Annotated in this window: 28 protein-coding genes and 2 pseudogenes; 18 read left to right on the top strand and 12 right to left on the bottom strand. The window is 62.2% G+C overall.

The annotated features are described in order from the left end of the window. Nucleotides 1-137 precede the first annotated feature (137 nt). The 7 genes from CAPP_RS03320 (at nucleotide 138) to CAPP_RS03290 (ending at nucleotide 5326) form a co-directional block, all read left to right on the top strand. Complete coding sequence (locus CAPP_RS03320) at nucleotides 138-911, top strand: 3'(2'),5'-bisphosphate nucleotidase CysQ (protein ID WP_076599257.1); 774 nt, start codon at nucleotides 138-140, stop codon at nucleotides 909-911. 34 nt (nucleotides 912-945) lie between these two features. Beyond that, on the top strand, nucleotides 946-1755 hold the full coding sequence (locus tag CAPP_RS03315) for a thymidylate synthase (protein WP_076599256.1): 810 nt from the start codon (nucleotides 946-948) through the stop codon (nucleotides 1753-1755). A 2-nt stretch (nucleotides 1756-1757) separates the two neighbouring features. Then, nucleotides 1758-2276, top strand: coding sequence for a dihydrofolate reductase (locus CAPP_RS03310; RefSeq protein ID WP_076599255.1), 519 nt, complete (start codon nucleotides 1758-1760; stop codon nucleotides 2274-2276). Between the two features lie 2 nt (nucleotides 2277-2278). Further along, nucleotides 2279-2560: a glutaredoxin domain-containing protein gene (locus CAPP_RS03305; protein ID WP_084560583.1), complete on the top strand. Its 282-nt coding sequence runs from the start codon at nucleotides 2279-2281 to the stop codon at nucleotides 2558-2560. 353 nt (nucleotides 2561-2913) lie between these two features. Beyond that, a complete protein-coding gene (locus CAPP_RS03300; protein ID WP_076599253.1) occupies nucleotides 2914-3297 on the top strand; it encodes a hypothetical protein in 384 nt (127 codons plus the stop codon). A gap of 104 nt (nucleotides 3298-3401) precedes the next feature. Then, on the top strand, nucleotides 3402-4640 hold the full coding sequence (locus tag CAPP_RS03295; protein WP_290173263.1) for an IS256 family transposase: 1239 nt from the start codon (nucleotides 3402-3404) through the stop codon (nucleotides 4638-4640). A 59-nt stretch (nucleotides 4641-4699) separates the two neighbouring features. Next, complete coding sequence (locus CAPP_RS03290; protein ID WP_076599723.1) at nucleotides 4700-5326, top strand: Fic family protein; 627 nt, start codon at nucleotides 4700-4702, stop codon at nucleotides 5324-5326. 126 nt (nucleotides 5327-5452) lie between these two features. On the opposite strand, the pseudogene CAPP_RS03285 reads toward CAPP_RS03290, so the two are convergent. The 3 genes and pseudogenes from CAPP_RS03285 to CAPP_RS03275 all read right to left on the bottom strand — a co-directional run. Continuing rightward, nucleotides 5453-5635, bottom strand: a pseudogene (locus CAPP_RS03285) (aminotransferase class III-fold pyridoxal phosphate-dependent enzyme); the annotation flags it as partial. A gap of 148 nt (nucleotides 5636-5783) precedes the next feature. Then, nucleotides 5784-6668: an SDR family oxidoreductase gene (locus CAPP_RS03280; protein ID WP_076599724.1), complete on the bottom strand. Its 885-nt coding sequence runs from the start codon at nucleotides 6666-6668 to the stop codon at nucleotides 5784-5786. A gap of 27 nt (nucleotides 6669-6695) precedes the next feature. Next, on the bottom strand, nucleotides 6696-7055 hold the full coding sequence (locus CAPP_RS03275) for an anion permease (protein ID WP_234958971.1): 360 nt from the start codon (nucleotides 7053-7055) through the stop codon (nucleotides 6696-6698). Between the two features lie 214 nt (nucleotides 7056-7269). Here CAPP_RS03275 and CAPP_RS03270 point away from each other — a divergent pair, with 214 nt between their 5' ends. Continuing rightward, nucleotides 7270-9627 (top strand): MMPL family transporter, encoded by a 2358-nt coding sequence (locus tag CAPP_RS03270; RefSeq protein ID WP_076599725.1) that lies wholly within the window; start codon nucleotides 7270-7272, stop codon nucleotides 9625-9627. Between the two features lie 2 nt (nucleotides 9628-9629). Next, nucleotides 9630-10217, top strand: coding sequence for a TetR/AcrR family transcriptional regulator (locus CAPP_RS03265; RefSeq protein ID WP_084560658.1), 588 nt, complete (start codon nucleotides 9630-9632; stop codon nucleotides 10215-10217). Here the strand turns inward: CAPP_RS03265 and CAPP_RS03260 are convergent. After that, nucleotides 10214-10573: a DUF2200 family protein gene (locus CAPP_RS03260; protein ID WP_076599726.1), complete on the bottom strand. Its 360-nt coding sequence runs from the start codon at nucleotides 10571-10573 to the stop codon at nucleotides 10214-10216. The genes CAPP_RS03265 and CAPP_RS03260 overlap by 4 nt on opposite strands. 143 nt (nucleotides 10574-10716) lie before the next feature. Here CAPP_RS03260 and CAPP_RS03255 point away from each other — a divergent pair, with 143 nt between their 5' ends. The 6 genes from CAPP_RS03255 (at nucleotide 10717) to CAPP_RS03230 (ending at nucleotide 14444) form a co-directional block, all read left to right on the top strand. Beyond that, a complete protein-coding gene (locus CAPP_RS03255; RefSeq protein ID WP_159437743.1) occupies nucleotides 10717-10893 on the top strand; it encodes a hypothetical protein in 177 nt (58 codons plus the stop codon). A gap of 111 nt (nucleotides 10894-11004) precedes the next feature. Then, entirely contained in the window at nucleotides 11005-11334 is a 330-nt protein-coding gene (locus CAPP_RS03250) for a cation transporter dimerization domain-containing protein (protein WP_143313919.1), read from the top strand. Nucleotides 11335-11409: 75 nt separating this feature from the next. Beyond that, the gene (locus CAPP_RS03245) at nucleotides 11410-12402 is read left to right on the top strand and encodes an ABC transporter substrate-binding protein (RefSeq protein WP_076599728.1); all 993 of its coding nucleotides are present in this window, start codon (nucleotides 11410-11412) and stop codon (nucleotides 12400-12402) included. Next, nucleotides 12403-13365 carry a FecCD family ABC transporter permease gene (locus CAPP_RS03240; protein ID WP_076599729.1) on the top strand — a complete coding sequence of 321 codons (963 nt, stop codon included), beginning with the start codon at nucleotides 12403-12405 and terminating at the stop codon, nucleotides 13363-13365. Next, on the top strand, nucleotides 13362-14138 hold the full coding sequence (locus tag CAPP_RS03235) for an ABC transporter ATP-binding protein (protein WP_234958973.1): 777 nt from the start codon (nucleotides 13362-13364) through the stop codon (nucleotides 14136-14138). Before CAPP_RS03240 ends, CAPP_RS03235 begins: the two co-directional genes overlap by 4 nt. Before the next feature lie 3 nt (nucleotides 14139-14141). Continuing rightward, nucleotides 14142-14444 carry an ArsR/SmtB family transcription factor gene (locus CAPP_RS03230; RefSeq protein ID WP_076599730.1) on the top strand — a complete coding sequence of 101 codons (303 nt, stop codon included), beginning with the start codon at nucleotides 14142-14144 and terminating at the stop codon, nucleotides 14442-14444. On the opposite strand, the gene CAPP_RS03225 is transcribed toward CAPP_RS03230, so the two are convergent. The 8 genes from CAPP_RS03225 to CAPP_RS03190 all read right to left on the bottom strand — a co-directional run bounded on the left by CAPP_RS03225 (nucleotide 14441) and on the right by CAPP_RS03190 (nucleotide 20797). Then, the gene (locus tag CAPP_RS03225) at nucleotides 14441-15307 is read right to left on the bottom strand and encodes an urease accessory protein UreD (RefSeq protein WP_076599731.1); all 867 of its coding nucleotides are present in this window, start codon (nucleotides 15305-15307) and stop codon (nucleotides 14441-14443) included. The two genes, CAPP_RS03230 and CAPP_RS03225, sit on opposite strands and share 4 nt — an antisense overlap. Further along, nucleotides 15307-15921, bottom strand: a complete 615-nt coding sequence (gene ureG / locus CAPP_RS03220; protein WP_076599732.1) for an urease accessory protein UreG — start codon at nucleotides 15919-15921, stop codon at nucleotides 15307-15309. Before ureG ends, CAPP_RS03225 begins: the two co-directional genes overlap by 1 nt. A gap of 24 nt (nucleotides 15922-15945) precedes the next feature. After that, on the bottom strand, nucleotides 15946-16665 hold the full coding sequence (locus CAPP_RS03215; protein ID WP_076599733.1) for an urease accessory protein UreF: 720 nt from the start codon (nucleotides 16663-16665) through the stop codon (nucleotides 15946-15948). Further along, on the bottom strand, nucleotides 16646-17113 hold the full coding sequence (ureE, locus tag CAPP_RS03210; RefSeq protein WP_290173253.1) for an urease accessory protein UreE: 468 nt from the start codon (nucleotides 17111-17113) through the stop codon (nucleotides 16646-16648). Before ureE ends, CAPP_RS03215 begins: the two co-directional genes overlap by 20 nt. Nucleotides 17114-17186: 73 nt before the next feature. Next, on the bottom strand, nucleotides 17187-18899 hold the full coding sequence (gene ureC / locus CAPP_RS03205) for an urease subunit alpha (RefSeq protein ID WP_076599735.1): 1713 nt from the start codon (nucleotides 18897-18899) through the stop codon (nucleotides 17187-17189). A gap of 23 nt (nucleotides 18900-18922) precedes the next feature. Further along, nucleotides 18923-19237, bottom strand: a complete 315-nt coding sequence (locus CAPP_RS03200) for an urease subunit beta (RefSeq protein ID WP_076599736.1) — start codon at nucleotides 19235-19237, stop codon at nucleotides 18923-18925. A 25-nt stretch (nucleotides 19238-19262) separates the two neighbouring features. Then, nucleotides 19263-19565, bottom strand: a complete 303-nt coding sequence (locus tag CAPP_RS03195; protein WP_076599737.1) for an urease subunit gamma — start codon at nucleotides 19563-19565, stop codon at nucleotides 19263-19265. 65 nt (nucleotides 19566-19630) lie between these two features. Continuing rightward, nucleotides 19631-20797 (bottom strand): DMT family transporter, encoded by a 1167-nt coding sequence (locus tag CAPP_RS03190; RefSeq protein ID WP_143313920.1) that lies wholly within the window; start codon nucleotides 20795-20797, stop codon nucleotides 19631-19633. 283 nt (nucleotides 20798-21080) lie between these two features. Between CAPP_RS03190 and CAPP_RS03185 the strand changes: the two genes are divergently transcribed. The 3 genes and pseudogenes from CAPP_RS03185 to CAPP_RS11280 all read left to right on the top strand — a co-directional run bounded on the left by CAPP_RS03185 (nucleotide 21081) and on the right by CAPP_RS11280 (nucleotide 22833). Beyond that, on the top strand, nucleotides 21081-21332 hold the full coding sequence (locus CAPP_RS03185) for a DUF7218 family protein (RefSeq protein WP_076599739.1): 252 nt from the start codon (nucleotides 21081-21083) through the stop codon (nucleotides 21330-21332). Between the two features lie 7 nt (nucleotides 21333-21339). Continuing rightward, nucleotides 21340-21786, top strand: a complete 447-nt coding sequence (locus tag CAPP_RS03180; RefSeq protein WP_076599740.1) for a thiamine phosphate synthase — start codon at nucleotides 21340-21342, stop codon at nucleotides 21784-21786. Nucleotides 21787-21826: 40 nt separating this feature from the next. Beyond that, nucleotides 21827-22833: pseudogene (locus CAPP_RS11280) on the top strand (ThiF family adenylyltransferase). Nucleotides 22834-22843: the final 10 nt, after the last annotated feature.

Genomic DNA, 22843 nt, shown 5'->3' with positions numbered 1-22843 from the left:
TCTACCAGCGGAAATTCAACATAACACCCAACTTCCCACAAGTGTTATGTTATGTGGGAAGTTAAGTGTTATGTTCCTCGCCGAGAGTGTTCAGCCACGGCGCACGGCGACGCGCCCCAAGCGGTAAAGTCTAAGCCATGACGGCAACGTACTCGGACTCACGGTTGACTAACCTCATTGCGCTTGGAACGGGTGAAATCCTCAAGGGCATCCGCGGCGTAGGCTTGCTGCGCGGCCGGGAGCTGGGCGAGGCAGGCGACGACCTGGCACAGAACTGGATCGCGCGCGTACTGGCGCAGCACCGCCCGGACGACGCCTTCTTGTCCGAGGAGGCTGTCGACGACCTGGCCCGCCTGGACAATCCGCGCGTGTGGATCGTGGACCCGCTGGACGGCACGAAGGAATTCGCCACCGGCCGCCAGGACTGGGCGGTGCACATCGCGCTCGTCGAAAATGGCGTGCCCACCCACGCCGCCGTGGGCCTGCCGGATTTGGGCGTGGTGTTCAAGTCCTCCGACGTGCGCCACGTTGAGGGCCCGCTGTCCCGCAAGATCGCCCTGTCCCACAACCGTCCTCCGGCGGTGGCGAAGTACGTGGCCGAGAAGATGGACTTCGAGGCGGTCGGCATCGGCTCGGCCGGCGCGAAGGCCATGCACGTTCTGCTCGGCGATTACGACGCATACATCCACGCCGGCGGCCAGTACGAATGGGACCAGGCCGCCCCGGTGGGTGTCGCTAAGGCCGCTGGCCTCCACGCCACACGCCTGGATGGCACCGAGATGCACTTCAATAACGAGGACACCTATGTCCCTGACCTGCTGATCTGCCGCCCGGAGCTCGCCGATGAAATTCTTGAGCACGCCGCGGCGTATAAGGAAGAGCACGGCAGCTACGAAGGCATCGCCAAGTAGCTGCATCCCGCACGACCCTGTAAAGAGTGAGTGAATGACTGGGACGACCATCCCCACCCCGTACGAAGATCTGCTGCGCGAGATCCTTGAGACTGGCACGCCGAAGTCCGACCGCACCGGAACAGGCACGATCAGTGTGTTCGGCAAGCAGCTGCGGTACGACCTGTCTGATTCTTTTCCCCTGTTGACCACCAAGAAGGTCTATTTCAAGGGTGTGGTGGGCGAGCTGTTGTGGTTCCTGAAGGGCGACTCGAATGTCCGCTGGCTGCAGGAGAACAATATCCGGATCTGGAACGAGTGGGCGGACGACAACGGCGAGCTTGGCCCGGTCTACGGTGTCCAGTGGCGCTCGTGGCCGACCCCGGACGGCCAACACATCGACCAGATCCAGAATGCGCTCAACTTGCTCAGCAGCGACCCGGAATCGCGCCGCAACGTGGTCTCAGCGTGGAATGTCTCGGAGCTGGACAAGATGGCGCTCATGCCGTGCCACCTGCTGTTCCAGCTCTACGTCGCCGACGGCAAGCTGTCCATGCAGGTCTACCAGCGCTCCGCGGACATGTTTTTGGGCGTGCCGTTCAATATCGCGTCTTATTCGCTGCTCACCCACTTCTTCGCGCAGCAGGCCGGTCTCGAGGTCGGTGAGCTGATCTGGACGGGCGGCGACTGCCACATCTATAACGACCACCTTGAGCAGGTCAAAGAGCAGCTTTCGCGCGAGCCACGCCCGTACCCGCAGCTGGAGCTCACCAAGGCGGAGTCCATCTTCGACTATGGTTTCGACGACATCGCGGTCACGGGGTACGACCCGCACCCGACGATCGCGGCGAAGGTCTCGGTGTAGCAGTGCTCGGCGCAATCTGGGCTCAATCCGTCGACCGCATCATCGGCGACGGCGCGGACATGCCGTGGCACCTGCCGGAGGACCTCAAGCATTTTAAGGACACCACGTGCGGCAGCCCCGTCATCATGGGCCGCCGCACGTGGGAATCCCTCCCGTTCAAACCTCTGCCGAGCCGCACGAACATCATAATCTCCTCGCGCGAAGCGGACACGTGGTCGAAGGGCGCGTACGTTTACCGTGACCTACCCGACTTAGACACCGACGCGTGGATCATCGGCGGGGCACAACTCTACGAAGCCACACTCGATGAGGTCGACATCATCGAGCGCACGCTTATCGACGTCTCCCTTTCCCCTCACCTCCCCCACGATGCCGTGTACGCCCCGCGGATCAGCGAGGACTTCGAGCTGACCAGCGAAACCGACTGGTTCGCCTCGGAGCGCGGCCGCGTGACTATCGAGGGCGCTGAGGATTCTCCGCTGCGCTACCGCTTCCAACGATTCGAACGAAAGGCCCAATAACATTGGCTACTACCCCGGAAACGACCTTTCCCGTCACCGTCTTCGCCGCCTCCTGGTGTCCGTATTGCTCCCGGCTCATCGCCGACCTCGATCGCGCCGACCTGCCTGAGGGCACCGTCGAGATCGTCGATGTCGATGCCCCCGGCACCGAATCCATCTCCGAGTGGATCGAATCCGTCAACGACGGCAACCGCGTCGTGCCGACGGTCCTCTACTCCGACGGCACCCACGCCACCAACCCGCCCGCAGCCGATGTGATAGCCAAGATCGCGGAGCTGAGCTAACAGCAAAGCTGCGATTTTCAGCTCCTCCTCCAGCCCGTATTTTTCAAAATGCGGGCTTTTTGCAAATTACAGGCTTAAGATAGGTCTCTAAATTGCACCCCGACCACCAGGGAAGTTCGCAACATGAGCCCTTACAAGCAGCTAAAACAGGTCTTCCACAGCCATCAACACGGTGAAAAAATCGCAAAGGAGCAGCACGAGCTACGTCTTTCCTCGCCCGCAACGGTCACCTGGGACTTCAACGTGGGCGTCCCACCCCTTGTTTGTCGTGCATACGAACGAGGTCGTGGAAGCGATTGAGCGGGTATGGAGCAACGAACTGCAGATCGCCCTCAAGGGGGCATCACTTCCCGATGCCGCCAAGAGCCACTACCTTAAGCGGCCTCCTCATCGAAGAGATCAAGGCAACGAACAGCATCGAAGGCATTCGCTCCACTCGCCAGGAAATCGCCGAAGCACTGAAGCAACCACGGACAACCGCGCACAAGCGATTCCGTGAAATGGCGGTCTTGTACGCATCTCTGCTCTTTCCCCGGGAAGATGCACGGGCCTTCCCCCAGTCACCACAAGCGCTTCGCTCGCTTTACGACGAACTCCTGGCCGACGAGATTGCAGATAGCGACAGGCCTGACGGCCAGTTATTCCGTGCCCACTCAGTTTCGGTTCACGATGGGCAAAAAGAGATTCATGCCGCCCCGACGGACGAAGCCGAAATCACCGCGGGTTGCGTCCCTTAGTGTGGTGTAACGCTTGCTGATGGTGGGCCCTGGCAGATATAGGGGCGGCCATCATCAGTAACCTTTCGACTCAACTACCACATCTCACCGAAAGGCACATGACGATGACCGCTGCTCCGCATTCTATCGACCCTGCAACCTATCTGGACGATCTGCTGGCACAGGCCTCCCCGGATCTGATGCGGCAGATGCTGCAAGGGTTTATCAACCAGATCCTCTCCGCCCAAGCCGACACCGTCTGCGGCGCCGAATACGGTGTCGCTTCTGCCGAGCGGGTCAACCACCGCAACGGCTACCGCCACCGCGACCTTGACACCCGTGTCGGCACCATCGATGTGGCGGTGCCGAAACTGCGCCACGGAGCGTTCTTCCCGGACTGGCTGTTAGAGCGCCGCTCACGGGCCGAACGCGCCTTATCGACTGTGATCGCGACCTGCTACCTCAAAGGGGTTTCCACCCGCAGGATGAATGACCTGGTGGCAACACTTGGGATTGCCAATATGTCGAAATCTCACGTCTCGCGCATGTCGGAAGAACTCGACGAGATGGTCACAGATTTCAAAAACCGCCCACTCGATCCCGGCGGGTACGCCTACCTGTCGTGCGACGCGCTCACGATCAAAGTCCGTGAAGGCGGCCGGGTGGTCAAATGCTCCGTACTGCTTGCCACCGGGGTCAACGCCGACGGCTACCGCGAAATGCTCGGCATGCATGTCGCCACCGCGGAATCCAACGCATCGTGGAAAGGCTTCTTCCAAGATCTAAAAGCCCGCGGGCTGCGTGGTGTCTATTTGGTCACCAGTGACGCCCACGAAGGCATCCAGCACGCCATCTCCGAAGTACTGCCTGATGCATCCTGGCAGCGGTGCCGCACCCACTTTGCGAAAAACCTCTACGAGAAAGTCCCGAAAACACAATGGCCGATGGTCTCGGCGATGTTCCAGACAATCTTCCAGCAACCCGATGCCGCATCCACCTGGGGACAAGCCCGCGAGGTAGTTGACCTGTTGGAACCGAAATTCCCGCAGGTCGCTGCCTATCTAGAGGAATCCCTCGATGAGGTGTTGGCGTTTACCGCAGCCCCGAAACCAGTCTGGACGAAAGTCTGGTCAAACAACCCCACCGAAAGGTTAAACCGGGAGATCCGCCGGCGCACCGACGTCGTCGGCATCTTCCCGAACCGCGAATCCATCATCCGGCTCGTCGGCGCTGTCCTAGCCGAGCAGCACGACGACTGGATCCAGCAAAAACGCTACATGTCACTGTCCGCACTCGAACACACCAAACAACTCATGCACCACTCAGGAGATGATCATGGCGACCATCACCAGCTAACCGCCTAACCACAACCCCGAACTACATACCGAGCCGAAAGCTAGACGGCTACACCACTACACGGGACTTGACCATCACCGCGAGACTCGAAACCTTCCTTGCTACGCAAATCGCGGACAACCACCGCTTGGTGAATGCTTTCATGGGGCACTTCATGTTCGAATACACTCACCCGTTCTACGACGGAAACGGCCGCATCGGCCGCTTCCTCTTGGCTTTCGCTCTGATTAAGGCGCTGTCCGCCCCCACTGCAATGTCAGTGTCGCACCAGTTTTCCATCCAGCGCTCCAAATACTACAAAGCGTTCGAGGAGACAGAGGCACCTCTCAATCGAGGCGAAGGAACCTTCTTCCTGCTCGAAATGCTCGCGATTTTGAGCGACGCTCAAGAGCAGCTCGAGAAGTCCCTTTCGGAAAAACTGGCATTGCTGAATTCGCTTCGCGAGAACGCAGCGAAAGTAGAACTACCCGAAAACCAAAGCCAGATTCTCTTCATTCTTGGCCAAGCCAAGCTCTTCGACCCCGATGCAACGGTGGCAGCAAGAGACTTGCAGGAATATCTCAACCGTTCCTGGGATACCGTTCGCGATCACGTGACGGAACTCCAGAAAAGCGGTCTTGTCGTCGCTGTGAAGAAACGCCCTTTGGAGCTCGCTCTGACTCCAAAAGCCCTCGATGTGCTGGGGTTGAATTGACCCAAAAAATTGGCGCCCCGATCGCACCCCAGGCCGCCTCCGCGAACCGCTGCTGGTCCAGACGCTCGCAGCCTTCCGGCAGGTGGCCCCAGTACTCGGCGCCGGTGATGTCGAGCAGCCGCTTGCTCAGCAGCGCTGCCGTTTATTGGTGAGGCCGCCGAACATGACGTGGCTCATTTTCGCCAGCTGCGCTTCAGCCGCCCCGACGAGCCGCGCGTTGCGGTGGCCGTGGATGGCGGACCACCAAGACGACATCGCGTCGATGAGCACGCGGCCGTCGTGGAGTATGACGCGCGGGCCGGACGCGCTTTCAACGGGGTATGTGAACTACCCCGGCTCCGCGTATGGGTGCCAGATGTAGGCAGCGTCGATTTCGGCAATTTCGCTAGGGTCCATGGGAGAGGACCCTAGCACCGCCCGACACTGTTCATAGCCGTTTTTGAACAGTGTTCAACCGCTACGGCGTCAGCGCGCCACCGGTAACTGCGAGCGTCTCGCCGGAAATGTAAGAGGCGGCCTCCGAGGCGAGGAAGACATACGCGCCGGCGAGCTCCGCAGGCTGGCCCGGACGGCCGATGTCGGAGGCCTGCGCGAAGTTGTCCACGACCTCTTCCGGCTGGCCCTCCGCCGGCTGAATCACGGTCCAGATCGGACCCGGCGCGACGGCGTTGACGCGGATGCCCTTGGATGCCAGCAGCTCGCCAGAGAGGCCCTTGGCAAGGTTGTTGAAGGCGGCCTTGGTCATCGCGTAATCCAGCAGCTCCTTGGACGGGCTGTACGCCTGGATGGAGGTAGAGAAGATGATGGAGGAACCCGGCTCCATGTGCTTGACCGCCTCTTTGGTCACGCGGAACGCGGAGTACAGGTTGGTCCTCATAGTTGCGTCGAAGTCCTCATCGGAGACGCCTAGCAACCCGTCGTTCCACACCTGGCGCGAAGCGTTGTTGACTAGAAGGTCAATGCCGCCGAGGCCCTCGACGGTCTTTTCTACCGCGGCCACGCAGTTGTCCAGCTCCTTCAGGTCGCCGGGGATGGAAACGGCCTTGCGGCCGGCGTCCTCGATGAGCTTCACAATGCGGTCTGCGTCTTCCTGCTCTTCCGGCAGATAGGAGATGGCCACGTCCGCGCCCTCACGGGCGAACGCGATGGCGGTGGCGGCACCGATGCCGGAGTCGCCGCCGGTGATCAGGGCGCGACGACCCTCGAGCTTGCCGGAGCCTACGTAGGAGTCTTGGCCCAGATCGGGCGCGGTTGCCATCTTGGTATCAAGGCCGGGGTTGTCCTGGCGCGGCTCGGAGGGGAAATCGGAGGGGTACTTTGTGCGGGGATCAATAAGTGCCATGGCGCCATCCTACCGGCCCTGAGCTGATCAGCCGTCCGGGATTTCCTCGCCTTCGCGGTCGGTCCACCGTCGCATCTGCAGACGCCAGGCCGCGCCGCTGTTGGACCGCGGCGGCGCCTGGATGCACCGGCGCGAGTAGAACCCCAAGTGGATGAGGATGTTAAACAGGCTCACCAGCGCGATCGTGGCGATGATCGGCATGGACGCGAGGCCGATGGCGCCGAACGTAGCCTCCGACAGCCAGGTCGCCGCGCCCGTGTCCAGCAGGAACTTACCCAGCGAGATCCCGGCGGCGAAGACGACCAGGGTGCCCCAATTGATGTGTTCTTGGGCGTATTTCCAATCCATCACGCCGATGATCGGGGTGAGCATGATGCCCACCGACATCACCAACAACTTCTTGCCGGCATCTTGGCAGGATTCACTTTCTGACCTCAGCTTTTCCGTGATCGGACTGTGGGATTCCACCGTGCGCGGCGTTTCGGTGCTGCTCTAATTCGGCACCGCCGCGTCGCAGACGCTTCCAGGGAGGCGCCCCACCTCCCTTTTTTCATTCGCGAAATGTTGCACGCGTTATGCAACTTTGCATATTGTGTGCAACATGTCTGAATTTCTCTATCGGCTAGGCAGCTGGTCCTACAAAAAAGTGTGGCCGTTTTTGGCCGTCTGGCTGATCCTTTTAGGCGCCCTCGGCTTCGGCGCCGTGAACTTTGCAAAATCCCCCAGCCCGACGTTCTCCATGCCGGACATGGACTCCACCGTGACGCAGGAGGAGATGAACGAGCGCTTCGGCAGCGACGAGGACGCGATGAGCGTGCCCAGCGGCACCGTCGTGATCCAGGCACCGGAAGGGACAACGCTCGAAGACCCGCAGGTGATGGCCGAGGTCGATGCCATGCTCGACGAACTCAAGGCCACCGGCGACTTCCGTGAGCCCGAGGCGATTGTCAACCCCGTACTCGCCGCCGCTGGCATGGCGCAGCAAATGAGCGAAGCCAAGGCCGCGCAGGGCATGCCGCAGGAGCAGATCGACGCTGACCTCGCTGCGCTGTCGCCGCTGAGCCCCGACGGGCGCACCGGAACCGTGTCCGTCACGTTCACCGAGGACAACATCATGGACATCCCCGAGGAGACCCTCGGCGAAGTCGAAAGCATCCTCGAGCGTTACGACGCCACCGATCTCACCGTTAAATACAACGGCAACGCGTTCAGCGGTGCCGGCGAAATGGACGGGACCTCGGAGCTCATCGGCATGGCCGTCGCCGCGATCGTGCTGCTGGTCACCTTCGGCTCCCTGGTCGCTGCTGGCCTGCCGCTGATTGCCGCCGTCATCGGCGTGGGCGTGGGCATCCTCGGTGTGCAGATGGGCACGCTGTTCACCGATGCGATCTCCGACATAACGCCGACGCTCGCGTCCATGATCGGCCTCGCCGTGGGCATCGACTACTCCCTGTTCATCCTGGCCCGCTTCCGCAATGAGCTGATCTCCACCTCCGGCCTGAACAACCTGTCGCCGAAGGAACTGGCGCAGGCATTGAAGAAGATGGACAAGGAGCAGCGTGCCCACGCCATGGGGATGGCGCTCGGCACAGCGGGCGGCTCTGTGGTCTTCGCGGGCACGACGGTGCTCATCGCGCTCGCCGCCTTGTCAATCATCCGCATTCCGTTCCTGGCCACCATGGCGCTTGCCGCGGCTGCGACGGTCGCGATCGCCGTGCCTGTTGCGCTCACCTTCCTCCCCTCGCTGCTTGGTTTGCTGGGCACCCGGGCATTCGCTATCCGCATTCCCGGCCCGAGGGTCCCCGACCCGGAGGACGACAAGCCGACCATGGGCCTGCTGTGGGCACGCCAGATCCGCGCGCGTCCGTGGCTGAACCTCATCGCCGGTGTCGTGCTGCTTGGCATCCTCGCCATCCCCGCCGCGAACCTGCGCTTGGCTATGCCGACCGACGGCACCGCGAAGCTCGGCTCCCCGCAGCGAGAGGCGTACGAGATCGTGAACGACGCCTTCGGCCCCGGCCGCAACGCGCCAATGATCGCGTACGTGGACGCGGCTGACGTGGCCGAGCAGGACCGGATGGGCTCCTACCAAACGCTGCTGCAGGATTTCACCGGCACCGAAGGCGTGGTCAACGCGCAGATCGTGCGCACCACGGACAACTTCGACGCCGCCCAAATCCTGATCACGCCGGATTCCGGCGCCACCGACCAAGCCACCACCGACACGTTGGGGCGCCTGCGCGAGTTCAAGCAGCCGTTCGAGGACGAAACCGGCGCCACGTTCGGCATCACCGGCATCACGCCAATCTTCGACGACATCTCGCAGATGCTTTCCGACGTGCTCGTTCCGTACATCGCGATCGTCCTGGGGCTCGCGTTCATCGTGCTCATGCTGGTGTTCCGCTCGTTCTGGGTGCCGCTGCTCGCCGCGCTGGGCTTCGGCCTGTCCATGGCAGCGACGTTCGGCGTGACCGTGGCGATCTTCCAGGAGGGCATGTTCGGGCTCATCGAAGACCCGCAGCCGCTGTTGTCCTTCTTGCCCATCATGCTCATCGGCCTGACCTTCGGCCTGGCCATGGATTACCAAGTGTTCCTGGTCACGCGTATGCGCGAAGGCTACGTCTCCCGCGGCAAGTCCGCCGGCAACGCGGTGGCCAACGGCTACAAGCACGGTGCCCGCGTGGTCACCGCGGCCGCGCTGATCATGATCTCGGTGTTCGCCGCGTTCGTCCTCATGGACGAGCCGTTCATCAAAGCCATGGGCTTCGCACTCGCAGCCGGCGTGCTCATCGACGCATTCGTGGTGCGCATGACGCTCATCCCCGCCACCATGTACCTGCTGGGCGACCGCGCCTGGAAGATTCCGGGTTGGCTCGATAAGGCGCTGCCGAACCTGGACATCGAGGGGGAGAAGCTCCACCGCGGGCATTCGCAGACGACCGAGCCAGTTACGGTGTAGTCATGAGTCTGCGCGAAGAGAAAAAGGCGGCGACCCGGTGCGCGATCTCGGAGGCAACCGCGACCTTGCTGCTTGAAGAGGGCACGGCCGCCACCACCGTCGCACGAGTCTCGGAGCGCGCAGGCGTGTCTACCAGGACCTTCCACAATTACTTCGCGGACATCGACGAGGCGCTGGAGGAATTCCTGCGCAAGGTGTTCTCCACCATCGCCGAGCAGCTTGCCTCGCTGCCGGCGGAGCTTTCCGCGGCGCAGGCGATCGAGGCGATCATCATCGACGCGCTCAATGAGGACGGCTTCGAGCTTTACTCCGCCTCCACACTGGTGCTCCTTGGGGACCGAGCCCGCGCAGATGCCGCCTCGCCGCCTGCGGAGGAGACCGTGCGGGAAATCGCGGAGCCGCTCGTGGCGAGCGTCCGGCGCCGCACCCCCGGGGCCACGCCGTTTGACGCCGAGGTGCTGCTCCACGCGTACGGCATCGCGGGGGCTACCGCGGTCAAGGCGTACCTCGCGCTGCCCGAGCCCCGCGACCCCGATGCGGGGCGAGCCCTGGTTCGCCGGGCATTCGAGGTGCTGCGCGACATGCGCTAGCCGCGTTTGATGTTGGCGATCTTCTTGCCGCGGGCCAGCTCGTCGACAAGCAGATCCATTTGGCGGATGGAGCGCATGAGATCGTCGTCAACCTCCTCGACGCGCACCCCGCACACCTTGCCGGTGATCAGCTCGGCGTGGGTGGTGAGCGTGACGGTGCCGAAAAAATCGCGCAGCGTCAGCTCTGCGTCTGCGGCCTGCTGCAGCGCCACCGCGTCGAGGCCGGTGAACCAGCCCAAAACGTCGTCGAGCTCCTCGCGGGAGTGCCCTTTGCGCTCCACTTTCGCCAGGTAGTTGCTGTAAATGTCGCCGAATCGGTAGTTGAAGATGCGCTCGAGCTTTGCCTGTTCATCCATGACGGCAAGCCTATCCCCTTTCCCGGTTCCGCCACGGATGCGCATTGACGTGTGCGCGCTAACGCTTGAGCGCGGCGGGTGGGCCCTTTACTGTCGCAGATAGGCGGCAGCAGGGGGCTGCCGCACGACACCGAGGGGGACCCATGCGATTCGACACCTACGAGCTGTACTACCTGGACACTTACGACGAGGAAGCGGTGGACCTCGCCGACGACCTCGGGATCGGACACTCTCATCACGGCTCCACCAGAGCTTGCACTACCGCACCCCGGCTGAAGTCGAAGCCGAATTTTGGGGACACCACCCCGATAAAGAAATAAAGGAAACCAAGGCACATGCCTAGGACCAAAACCCGGGGCACTTCACGGCCCGCAGGGGGTTACGTGCCACACCTGGGAGATCCGAAGGACACACTCGGTTTGGAGGCAAACATGCTGGAAATCCGCTTGTTCATCTTCACCGCCACGGGCTGGATCCAACCCGTGGAAGGCCCGGAACACGACGGTGCGTACCAGCTCAACGTTCCCCGCCTGCAGCGGCTGCTCGACGCGGCTGAGGCAGCGATGGCCACCGGTGAGCCGGACGTGGACACCATCGCTGAAGCGGACCGGGAGCTGCCCGGCGAGTGTACGGTGGCGCGCTCGCATGATCGGGCCGACGAGGTGGAGACAGGCGTCGCCACGGCGCTGGGCGGTGCAGAGACGTTCGTGCACATCGAGCCGCTCGGCCACCCCATGCGCGCTGGCCCGATGACCGTGTAGATCCCCCTGGAATGTGATTCCGGCGCACGCAGCTGCTACATTCAAATAATCGATTGATTATTTGAAGGAGTCTACGTGAAGAAGGCACTTGTCGTCGCCCCAATTGCTACCGCGCTCTTAGCGGCGTCCTGTAGCACCACGGAAGATGGCTCCGAAACAGCGGCACAGGATACGACCACACAGAACTCCGCCACGCTGGATAACTGCGGTGTTGAAATCCACGTGGACACCCCAGTGCAGCGCGCGGTGGCGCTGGAGCAAGGCGCCTCCGACACGTTGCTGATGCTCGGCGCGAGCGAGCAGATCGCGGGCGTCGGCCACCAGAAGGACAACCCGCCCGACGGCCTACCCAAACCAAAGGCGATCGCAGACCAAATCCCCACCGCGGAGCAGATCCGTGCGGCTGACGCGGACTTCATCTACTCCCCGTTTGAACTGGTGTGGACCGCCGATTCCGCCGGCACGCGCGAGGAATGGCAGAAGGCCGGCGTGGCCACCTACCTCACCAACACGGAATGCAGCGACTACGGCGAAAACGCAGGCAAGAACTCCTTCGAGCTCATCGAGCGAGACCTGACCGAACTGGGCCAGCTTTTCGGTCACGAGGACAAGGTCGCAGAACTCATTGAGCAGCAGCGAGACACGCTAGACAAGGCTCAGCAGGCACCCGACGGCACTACCTTCATGCTCCTGTACTCCTCCCTCGGGGGCGCGCCGTACGTGGCGGGCGGGCCGTCCATCGTCACCGAAATGGGGCGCGCCGTAAACATGACCAACGTGTTCGAGGACGTCAAGGAAGAGTGGCCCCAGGTGTCCTGGGAGGAGGTCGCACAGGCGGATCCGGACGTTATCGTCATCGCGGACTTGCCGGTTCGCGGCGAGCCCGGCGATACCTGGCAGGAGAAGGTGACCGATCTGGAGAACAACCCAGGCACCCGCGAAATGCAAGCTGTGAAAAAGGAGCGCTACATCGTCGTGCCGGGCGTAGCCACCTCCGCGTCCGCGCGCTCCTACCAGGCGGTTCAGGCCATGTCCGACGCGATCACGTCCGGGATTGCGGACAATTAAGTGCGCAACCCGAAGATTCTCGGCGCCGTGGCGGCACTCGTGCTCGTCGCAGCGATCCTGCTTTCCCTGCCGCTCGGCTCGAGCGGTATTTCCCTGTTCCATCTCGACGAGCTCTCCGCGCTGCAACGTTCAGTGCTGACGGATCTGCGCCTGCCGCGGGTGCTCATGGCCGCGTGCGTTGGGGCGATCTTGGCGGTGTGCGGTGTGGCGATGCAGGCCATCACGCACAACGACCTGGCTGACCCGTACCTGCTCGGCATCTCCTCCGGCGCTTCTACCGGCGCCGTGGTGGCGATCATTTTCTCCACCTTCCAGTGGGGCATCGTCGCGGGTGCGTCGATAGGCGCGCTACTCTCCTTCAGCCTGTTGATGCTGCTGTTGAAAAACACCGCCGCCGACGCCACGCGTGTGGTCCTCACCGGCGTGCTGGTGGGATATCTTTTCGAGTCCGTCACCTCGCTCGTCGTCACGGCGTCTGGCAACGCTGAATCCACCCGCGGCATCATGTTCTGGCTGCTCGGCATGCTCTCCGCAGCCCGCTGGAACACACTCGTCGCTGTCGTGGTCGTGGGCGCAATCGGGGTGACGCTGTTGTGGCTGATGTCGCGCTACCTCGACGCGCTGTCGCTTGGCGACGAAACCGCATCCACCATGGGCGTTCCCGTCGTCCGCGTGCGCTACACCGTCCTTATCGCGGTATCGCTGCTCACGGCCGCGACGGTCGCATCCGTCGGCGCCATCGGCTTTATCGGCCTGATCGTCCCGCACGCCGTGCGCATGCTCATCGGCCCTCTGCACCGCAGCCTCATCCCGGTCTCCGCAATCGTTGGCGCGATTTTCCTCGTCGTCGCAGACGCGATTGCGCGCGTGCTATTCGCTCCGCAGGAACTGCCGGTAGGTGTGATCACCGCCTTGATCGGCGTCCCGCTCTTCTTCGTCATCTTAAAAAGGACCAAGCTGTGATTGACGCTCGTGTTCTCGCCGCGTACGACGATTTCCGCCTTGACATCGACGCGCACATCCCCGACGCCACTTTGACCGGGCTAGTCGGCCCCAACGGTTCCGGGAAATCGACGCTGCTCAAGTCTCTCGCCGGAGTAACCGACTTCGAGGGCGAGGTGCGCTACAACGGCCAAACGTTTACCTCCTACAGCCACCGCGAGCGTGTGCGTCTGCTGTCGTACGTGGCGCAGTCGGCCGGTACCCCGCCTGCGATCTCCGTGCGCCAGCTGGTCGAGATGGGACGCTCCGCCGGCAGCGGGTTGTTCTGGAAACCGAGCAGCGCCGACGCGCAGGCCGTGGACTTCGCGTTGCACAACGCGGGGTTGAGCGACCTCGCGGACCGCCCCGTCACCGCGCTATCCGGCGGCCAGGTGCAGCGTGCGATGACCGCCCGCGCGTTCGCCCAAGGCGCGCAGCACATGCTTCTCGACGAACCCACGAACCACCTCGACCTCCATCACCAGCACGCGCTACTCGGGATGTTGAAGTCCATCACTGTGGACGAGGGGTTCAGCGTCGGTATCGCGTTGCACGACCTCGCCTTGGCGGCGCAGTACTGCGATAGATTGATCGTGCTCCACAACGGAGCAACCGTTGCGGAGGGAAACCCCCTCGACGTGCTCACACCCAGCCTACTCAACGAGGTGTTCGGGATTGATGCTGTACTCGAGCGCCGCAACGGCACCCCGACCCTGGTTGTCAACGGAGCAACCGCGCCTGCGGAGGTAGTATAACGCGTGGAAGATTGGGAACACGACGTAAACATCCTGGCCTGGACACCGGTATTTAAAACGCTGTCCGACCCGACGCGTCTCGCGCTGCTCAGCGCAATCCATTTCGCCGGGCCGGAGCAATTGGCCGTATCGGAGCTATCCGACCTCACCGGCACGAAGATGGCGACCACTTCCGCCGCACTTCGCGCGATGGAGAAAACGGGGGTGGTGCGCTCGATCCGCGACGGCCGCAGTATCTACTACGCCATCGCGGATGAGCAGGTGCATACGGTGTTGCACTGGATCGGTGCAACACACAAGCACTAGTACTGGCGCAGCTTCAGCTGGCCCTGGCCGCGGAACTGGGAGCGGACCGTGTTCACTGCCGCCAAAACCGTCGCCATGAGATCCTCAGTGCGGTTTCCTACCGCGCGCAGGACAAATCCCGGCTCATCTGTAGCGGTAATCGAACTCTCGGCGCCGTTGTCGCTCGGCAGAGCGTCGCGTACGGCGTCCAGAGTTGCGTCAGTAATCTGCGGATCAAAGCAGATCGCGCTAGCCACGTGGGTGTAGCTACCCATAAATCCCATGCTTGAGACCGGGTGCACGGTCGAGCTCGGGTCGATGCGCAGGTTGTCCACGAGTGCGAGTTCGCCGTCGATCTCAACCTGCGTGCGCAGGTGCATGTGCTCGTAGCCGAAGATCGACTTATCCGGCGACCACCCCGGCGTGACAATTTCGGACATGAAAAACGACGCGTCTTTGGCGAGCTTGACCACTGTGTCCTGCCGGAAATCGGCATCCCTGTACAAGATGAGCTGATCGGGCACGTACTCCAAGACGCCGCCGGCCTCGACCTCGAACGCCATGCGCTGATACACGTGGCCGCCCGGGGTGCGGTAGACCTTGGTAGCGGACTGGTCAGTAATGACGGCGGAAGCCCCCGGCTCGAGCGCAAACCGTTGGTAGTAACCGTCGCCGCCGACATAGCCGCCACCCGGGTTGACAATGGTGTAGTACACCTGGCCGGTGTCGTCGAGGTAGTGCGGGCGGATGATCTTCAGTGCACCTGCGTGGTACTGGCGGCGAGCGATCGAACGGCCGCCGCTTTCGCCAATCCCCAGGTTCAGCACACCGGTGAAGCCCTGCTCCTCCGCGTCCTGGATTGTCGCGATGTCGTCCCGGAGCATTAGCTTGCGAGGTCCTGCATCAAAACATCGTGACGGATCCACTTGATCACGCCGTCCAAGCCTTCGTCGGTACGCAGGTTCGTCAGCACGAACGGCTTGTCGCCGCGGAAGACCTTGGAATCGTCCTCCATCACCTGAAGGTCCGCACCGACGTGCGGCGCGAGGTCGGTTTTGTTGATCACGAACAGGTCGGACTTGATCATGCCCTGGCCTGCCTTGCGCGGGATCTTCTCACCCTGGGCAACGTCGATGATGTAGATGGAGAAGTCCACCAGTTCCGGCGAGAACGTTGCCGACAGGTTATCGCCGCCGGACTCCACGAACACCATCTCCAGATCCGGGTGGCGCGAAAGAAGTTCCTCGTAGGCTGCCTCGTTCATCGAGGTGTCCTCACGAATCGCGGTGTGCGGGCAGCCGCCGGTTTCCACACCGATGATGCGGTCCTCCGGAAGCACGCCGTCGCGGGCGAGAATCTTCGCGTCCTCGGTGGTGTAAATGTCGTTAGTGATCGCGGCCATGGAGACCTCGCCTTCGAGCGCGCGAGTGATGCGCTCGATCAGCGCCGTCTTACCGGCGCCGACAGGTCCACCAATCCCGACTTTGACAACACTCATTGTTACGTTCCTTTCTGTTGGTGTTTAAGACATGAACATGCGCGAGCGCAGATGCTCGTGCGCCATCTGCGCCTGCTCCAGACGCGGGGCTGTGACACCCAAGTCGTGCCAGTCATGTTTCAGCGTCACTTCTGCAAACGCGTCGATGTAGGGATAGATTTCAACCAGGATCCGCTGGCCCGCATCCTGCCCGAGCGGGATCGCACGAATCGCGTTTTGCACCATGGACGTGGCCATCTGCATGAGGTACGCGCGCACTGCGGTGTGCTCGTCGACACCCGCAGCCCCCAGCAGCAGCCCTGCGGCGATGCCCGGGTTGCCCTTGTAGCGACGCTCCTTCAGCCCCCCATCGTACTCTTCCACCAGCGCGTTTTCGGGGTCCACGATGCGCGCGACCTTAGACATGCGCCGGCCCATGGAGTTCATGGACACGCGAAGCTGTTTCGGTGTCTGGGTGGCGTGCGTCAGCGCGTCGAGTTCATGCAGCTGCTCGGCTGCCTCCTCGAGCGGTAGATCCTTTGCACCCAGCCGGGCTGCGAAACGCGCGGACAGCGCCTCGCCAAACGTGGCCTGGTAGAGGTAATCCCGCAGCCAGACGGAGAACGATTCGGGATCATCGATCTCACCGTCCTGGATAAACGTCTCCATACCCGCCGAGTGCGCGAACGCGCCGGTGGGCAGCGCCGAGTCAGTGATGTGCCAGACGACGAGGTCCGAGTTCGGCTTAGTGTGTGTGCTCTGCATGACGGAAAGGCCTCGGCATCACGTGCTCGCCGCGATCGAAGTCGACTTCGAGGTGCTCGAGCGTGTGCTCAACTGTGTGGTCGTAACGGACAACCATGCATTCGGCGCCGAAGACGCTCGACGCATCGAAGAACTGCGCCTGCAGGTGGCGGTTGCCCAGGGTGTGGCCCACTAGCAGTGCCTCCTTGATCGTGCGCGGCTTGATCACAAGCACGTCCACGGGAGCGATCTTTGCGACGATCACGGCATCGCCATCGCGGTACAGAATGTCGCCGTCTTTCAGTTCCTTGAATTCGCTGTCCAGGCGCAGGCCGAGATCGCTGCCCGCCTCGGTGACAACCCGTTGAACGCGCTTGACGCGGCTCTCGTTGTCAAAGACAACCGAGTCGGTTGCCCTGGCGCCATCCGGTGTGTCGTTGACATTGCCCAGAATTTTGGTGATGAGCAAATTCCACTCCTTTCCAAAAAGGTCGAGAGCGGAGCGGCTGATTCGCCCCTCCGCTCTCCTTTCTACATCGGGCTTAGAACAGGAAGTACCTCTGCGCCATCGGCAGAACCTCTGCCGGCTCAGACGTGATCTTCTTGCCATCCACAGTCAGCTCGTAGGTCTCCGGATCGACCTTGATGTCCGGCATGGCGTCGTTGTGCTTCATATCCTTCTTGGAGATGTTCCGCATGCCCTTGGCCTCAACAAACTTACGGCCAATGTTCAGGGACTCGGGCAGGCCAGCCTCGATCGCGAGCGTCGGCAGGAACGTCACAGAAGTGCGCTCTGCAGCGCGGCCGAGTGCACCGAAGGAGTAACGCATGGTGCGCGGCTGCGGGGTCGGGATGGACGCGTTGGAATCACCCATGATCGAGCGGACGATGAAGCCGCTCTTCAGCACGGTGTCCGGCTTGACACCGAAGTTCTTCGGGTTCCAGACGACGAGGTCCGCAAGCTTGCCTTCTTCCACCGAGCCGACAACGTGGGAAACACCCTGAGCGATCGCCGGGTTAATAGTGTACTTGGCAATGTAGCGCTTGATGCGGTTGTTGTCGTTGTTCTCAGAGTCGCCTTCGAGCGGACCGAACTGCTCCTTCATGCGGTGAGCAACCTGCCAGGTGCGCAGGGTGACCTCGCCGACGCGGCCCATGGCCTGGGAGTCGGAAGACGTGATCGACAGTGCGCCTAGGTCGTGCAGGACGTCCTCGGCCGCGATGGTCTCGCGACGAATGCGGGAGTCTGCGAAGGCGACGTCCTCCGGCAGGTCCGGGTTGAGGTGGTGGCACACCATAATCATGTCGAGGTGCTCGTCCAGGGTGTTCACCGTGTACGGCAGCGTCGGGTTGGTGGACGCCGGCAGCACATTCGGCATGCTGGCTACCTCGATGATGTCCGGAGCGTGGCCGCCGCCGGCACCTTCGGTGTGGAAGGTGTGGATGACGCGATCGCCGATGGCTGCACGGGTGTCCTCCACAAAGCCGCCCTCGTTGAGGGTGTCGGTGTGAATGGCGACCTGGATGTCAGCCTCGTCCGCAAGGTTAAGCGCGGTGTCGATGGTGTTCGCGGTCGCGCCCCAGTCCTCGTGGATCTTCAGGCCGATTGCGCCGCCAAGAATCTGGTCGCGCAGCGGGTTGACGTCAGATGCGTGGCCCTTGCCCAGGAAGCCGACGTTGACGGCGAAGTCCTTGGTCGCCTCGATCATGCGGCGGATGTTCGTCGCACCGGAGGTAACCGTGGTTGCGTTGGTGGACTCAGCCGGGCCAACGCCGCCGCCGATGAGCGTGGTGGTGCCGTTGTCCAGTGCGGCCTCGACCTGCCCCGGGGAGATGAAATGGATGTGGGTATCCACTGCACCCGCGGTGACAATCTTTCCCTCACCAGCGATAACCTCGGTGCCCACGCCGATAGTGATGTCGATGTCGTCCTGAATATCCGGGTTTCCTGCAGCACCGATCTTGAGAATGCGGCCGTCCTTGATCGCAATGTCAGCGACGTAAATACCGGTGTAGTCAATGATTAGCGGACCGGTGATGACCACGTCCGGTATCTGCTGGTTACCGGTCACACGGCTGTTCTGGCCCATGCCGTCGCGGATGACCTTGCCGCCGCCGAAGGTGACTTCCTCACCCGGCTTGGGGATGTTGCGCTCGACGCGAGCGACCAGGTTGGTGTCTGCCAGTCGCACGCCGTCGCCCTCGGCGGGGCCGTAAAGCTCGGCGTACTGACGGCGATCCATTTGAAATGCCATAGTGTTGTGTCCCTCTCTTACTCTTAATTGTCCAGTGCGCCGTTGATTTGGCTGTTGAAGCCGAAGACTTGGCGTTCGCCGCCGAAGTCAATCAGGTCGACGGTCCTGGTATCGCCAGGCTCGAGACGAACCGCGGTGCCTGCGGGAATGTCCAGACGCTTGCCACGCGCTGCTTCGCGGTCGAACTCAAGCTCGGAGTTTGCTTCTGCAAAGTGGAAGTGGGAACCGACCTGCACCGGGCGGTCGCCGCGGTTGGTCACCTCGATGGTGACTGCTTCGCGGTCCGCGTTCACGGTGATTGGTTCACCGTCGGAAATGAAGTACTCGCCAGGAATCATGATGCGATCCTTAAACCTTTCAGAGTTAGCGGATGGGGTTGTGAACTGTGACCAGCTTCGTTCCATCCGGGAACGTTGCCTCGACCTGGACGTCAGAGATCATCTCCGGGACGCCTTCCATGACGTCATCGCGGGTGAGGACCTCTACACCCTCGCTCATGAGTTGAGCCACGGTCTTGCCGTCGCGGGCGCCCTCGAGCAGGAAATCGGTGATCAGTGCTACAGCCTCAGGGTGGTTCAGCTTCAGGCCGCGTTCCTTGCGGCGACGAGCAACGTCGGCTGCCACCACGATGAGCAGCTTTTCTTGTTCACGCTGGGTGAGGTTCATGCTTTCTCCTATATATCTGCCGTTACGCCCCCAGTGAGTGAAGGGCCGGGGACGCAATTTCGGACTTAGTGGTGATGCTTTTTCGGGTTGTCTGGGACATCGTCAGGCGAGTGCCCAGGCGCTAACCCTTCTCGCTGCAACTGTTCGTCCAACATTTCGTCCGGGTTTTCTTCGTCCGGTTTCTTCCTCTTGCCCATCAGAATGGAGAACAAACCGTTCTGGTAAGCCACCGTAGCCAAAATCATCAGGACACCGATGATCTGCAGGACAGACGGAACCTCGCCGAACAACGGTGCAGCGATGATGACGGAGGTCACCGGGGAGAGCAGGAGGATACCTGCGGACAGCGTCGGGTCAAGCCAGACGGTGCCGTACTGGACGAAGGTCCATGCAAGAGCCTGACCGAAGGTGGCCAGCAGGATCAGGGCGATCCAGTTCCAGGCGGTCAGCGGGTCGCCGAGTGCGGTCTCCGGGTTGACTGCCGGGAGGACGCCGTCGACAAGCACGCCGTTCTTGAAGTCGAAGCCGCCGCGGGCGGAAACGGTGTAAGCAACGATGGTCGGCGCAACCATCTGTGCCGCAGCCGTGTACATCATCGGCTGGATGTAGAGATCCTTGCGGGCCGAGGTGCCGGCCTTGCGGGAGAAGTACAGGTAGAACGAGTAGCACACACCGGAGGTCAGGCCGAAGGCCGTACCCAGGGTTGCGGTCTTGATGCCGTAGATCGTGTCCGGGCCGGTTGCCTCGGACGGTTCGAACACGCCACCCGTGAGAAGCACGCCGACGGCCATGATGGGCACAAGCACCAGGAAGACCGGCGGAATCTTGTACTTATCAAAAATGGCGGTAAGCATCGGCACGATGATGACCTGCAGGTTAAGCAGAATCGCGGCCACGCCGGCGCCGATGTAGAAAATGGAGTAGTTCCATGCAGTGAAGTCGATACCCAGGAAGAGACCGGAGATCACCGAGTAGATGATGCCCTTGCGGGCCAGGCCTTCCTTCTTTTTAATCTCCATAATGCCGAACGGCAGGAGGCAGAGGAAGCCGATGAAGACACGAAGGAACGCCTGCGTTGCAGGGTCCATGTTCGCGGCCTTCACCAAAAGCGGTGTCGCGGCGAGGAAGGCAGTGCCCAGAGCGAGGACTGCGACAGCCCTACCATGAGAGACGGGCTTGATTGGCGGGGGCTGCCGCTTCGCAGCCCTGGCTGGTGTTGCGATATTTGACATGTTACCCATGTTAATTCGTAGACAATTTTTAGCAAATTGTAAGCTCGGCCACAGTAGATCTGTTGCATATTATGCACTTATTCATCGTGTTGATGATTTTTAACGGGCGACTTATAAATTTTCGCTAGCCCCTTTAGGGGGTTAAACCCCCCTTTTACCCGAGAAAACACACTGATCGTACTGCTAAAACTTTTCACGGATATGCCTAAAAAAATTCGCTAATTAATAGGCTCAAAAACTATGCAATCGGCGAGATCTGCTACAGGCCCATAGTCTTAGCGTTATGGCTGACCCAATCAAGGATCCAGAGCTCTACGAAGCGCTTCTCGCCGAGGGCAATTCCAAGTCCAAGGCGGCGGCAATCGCTAATGCGGCGGCACGCGACGGGAGTTCCGCATTGGGCAAGCGCGGTGGCGAAGCGGACGCGTACGAGGAGTGGACGAAAACGGAGCTGTACGACCGCGCCCAGGAGCTCGGCATCGAGGGCCGCTCCGAGATGTCCAAAGACGACCTGATTGAGGCCCTGCGTGATTAACCGGCATATGAGCACACCCGAACTCGATCTGCGCTGCTACTTTGTCACCGGCCAAGGCCCCGACGTGGTTGAGCGCGCCCGCGCGGCCGCAGCTGGTGGCGCCGGCGTCATTCAGGTGCGTTCCAAACCGATCAGCGCGCGTGACCTGTACACGCTCGCCCGCGACGTCGCACACGCTGCCCATGAGGCAAATCCCGATACGAAGGTGCTTATCGACGACTGCGTGGGCACCGCCTCCGACGCATCGCTCGCCATGGAGCTGGGCTGCTCGGGCGTGCTGCTTGCGAGCGCGGTGAACCGCTGCCAAGACCCGGTGGCGATGGCGCAGGCCATGCGGCACGCGGTGGAGGCTGGCAGACTGGTGCTCGCCGCGGGGCGGATTCCGAGGCGCGAGCACGCCGTGGCATCCTCCGCCTTCGACGGGCTGGCCAGCTGGGCCGACGAGGTGCTGTAGCGTGCTGCCCGAGCGAGAACTTAAACGCACCGCACGCGAGATGAACCTGCCTGGCTTCGGGCCGGAACAGCAACAGCGCCTGCACGAGGCCCACGTGCTGGTCATCGGTGCGGGCGGGTTGGGCTGTCCCGTCATGCAGACGCTCGAGGCCACGAGTGTTGGCTACATCACAGTGTGGGACGACGACACGGTCGATCTGACCAACATCCACCGTCAGATCCTCTTCGGCGCTTCCGATGTGGGCCGCAGGAAGGTCGACGTGGCCGCCGAGCGTCTGCTCGAGCTGCAGCCGGACATCCAGGTCACGGCCGTACGCGACCGGCTCAGCACCGACAACTTCATCGAGGCGCTCGAGGGCATCGATTTATTCATCGATGGCTCCGACACCTTCGCCACCAAATTCCTCGCCGCCGACGCCGCGGAGGTCACCGGCACGCCGCTTCTATGGGGTTCGGTGCTGCGCTACAGCGGCGACATCGCCCTGTGGCACTCCGGCCCCAGCGCGCCCGCGGACGGTGTGGGCTTGCGGGACCTCTACCCCCCCAGCCGGACGCGGATTCCGTGCCGGATTGCGCCACCGACGGCGTGCTCGGCGTGACCACCTCGGTGGTCGGCTCGCTCATGTCCACCGAGGCGGTGAAGTACCTCTCCGGCGTCGGCGAGGTAAAGGTGGGCAGGCTGCACATGTACGACGTCCTTTCCGCCACGATGCGCCGCTTCACCGTCACCCGCGACCCGTGGCGCGAGCTCGCCACGCACTTGGGCACCTACACCGAGGCGTGTTCCGCAAGCCATGAGGGGCAAGCGCTTTTCGACGCCCTCACGGCCCACCGCCTACCCTCTATCGACGTCCGTGAACCGCACGAGAAGGCAGTCGCGGATCTGCCCGTGCCGGGGATAAACCTCCCGCTCAGCGAGGTGGAGCAAAACCCGGAAGCGGTATCGAGGACGCTTGCGCAGTTCTCGCCCGGCGACGAGGTTGTTGTGTATTGCGCTGGTGGTGTGCGCTCCGAAGGGGTCGTGGATAAGCATGGGGCGCTGGCCTGAGCGCACTATG

The organism is Corynebacterium appendicis CIP 107643 (genome assembly GCF_030408415.1).
Taxonomy (GTDB): Bacteria; Actinomycetota; Actinomycetes; order Mycobacteriales; family Mycobacteriaceae; genus Corynebacterium; species Corynebacterium appendicis.
Note: the sequence above shows the minus strand (reverse complement) of the source record. Positions and strands in the feature narration are given on the sequence as shown.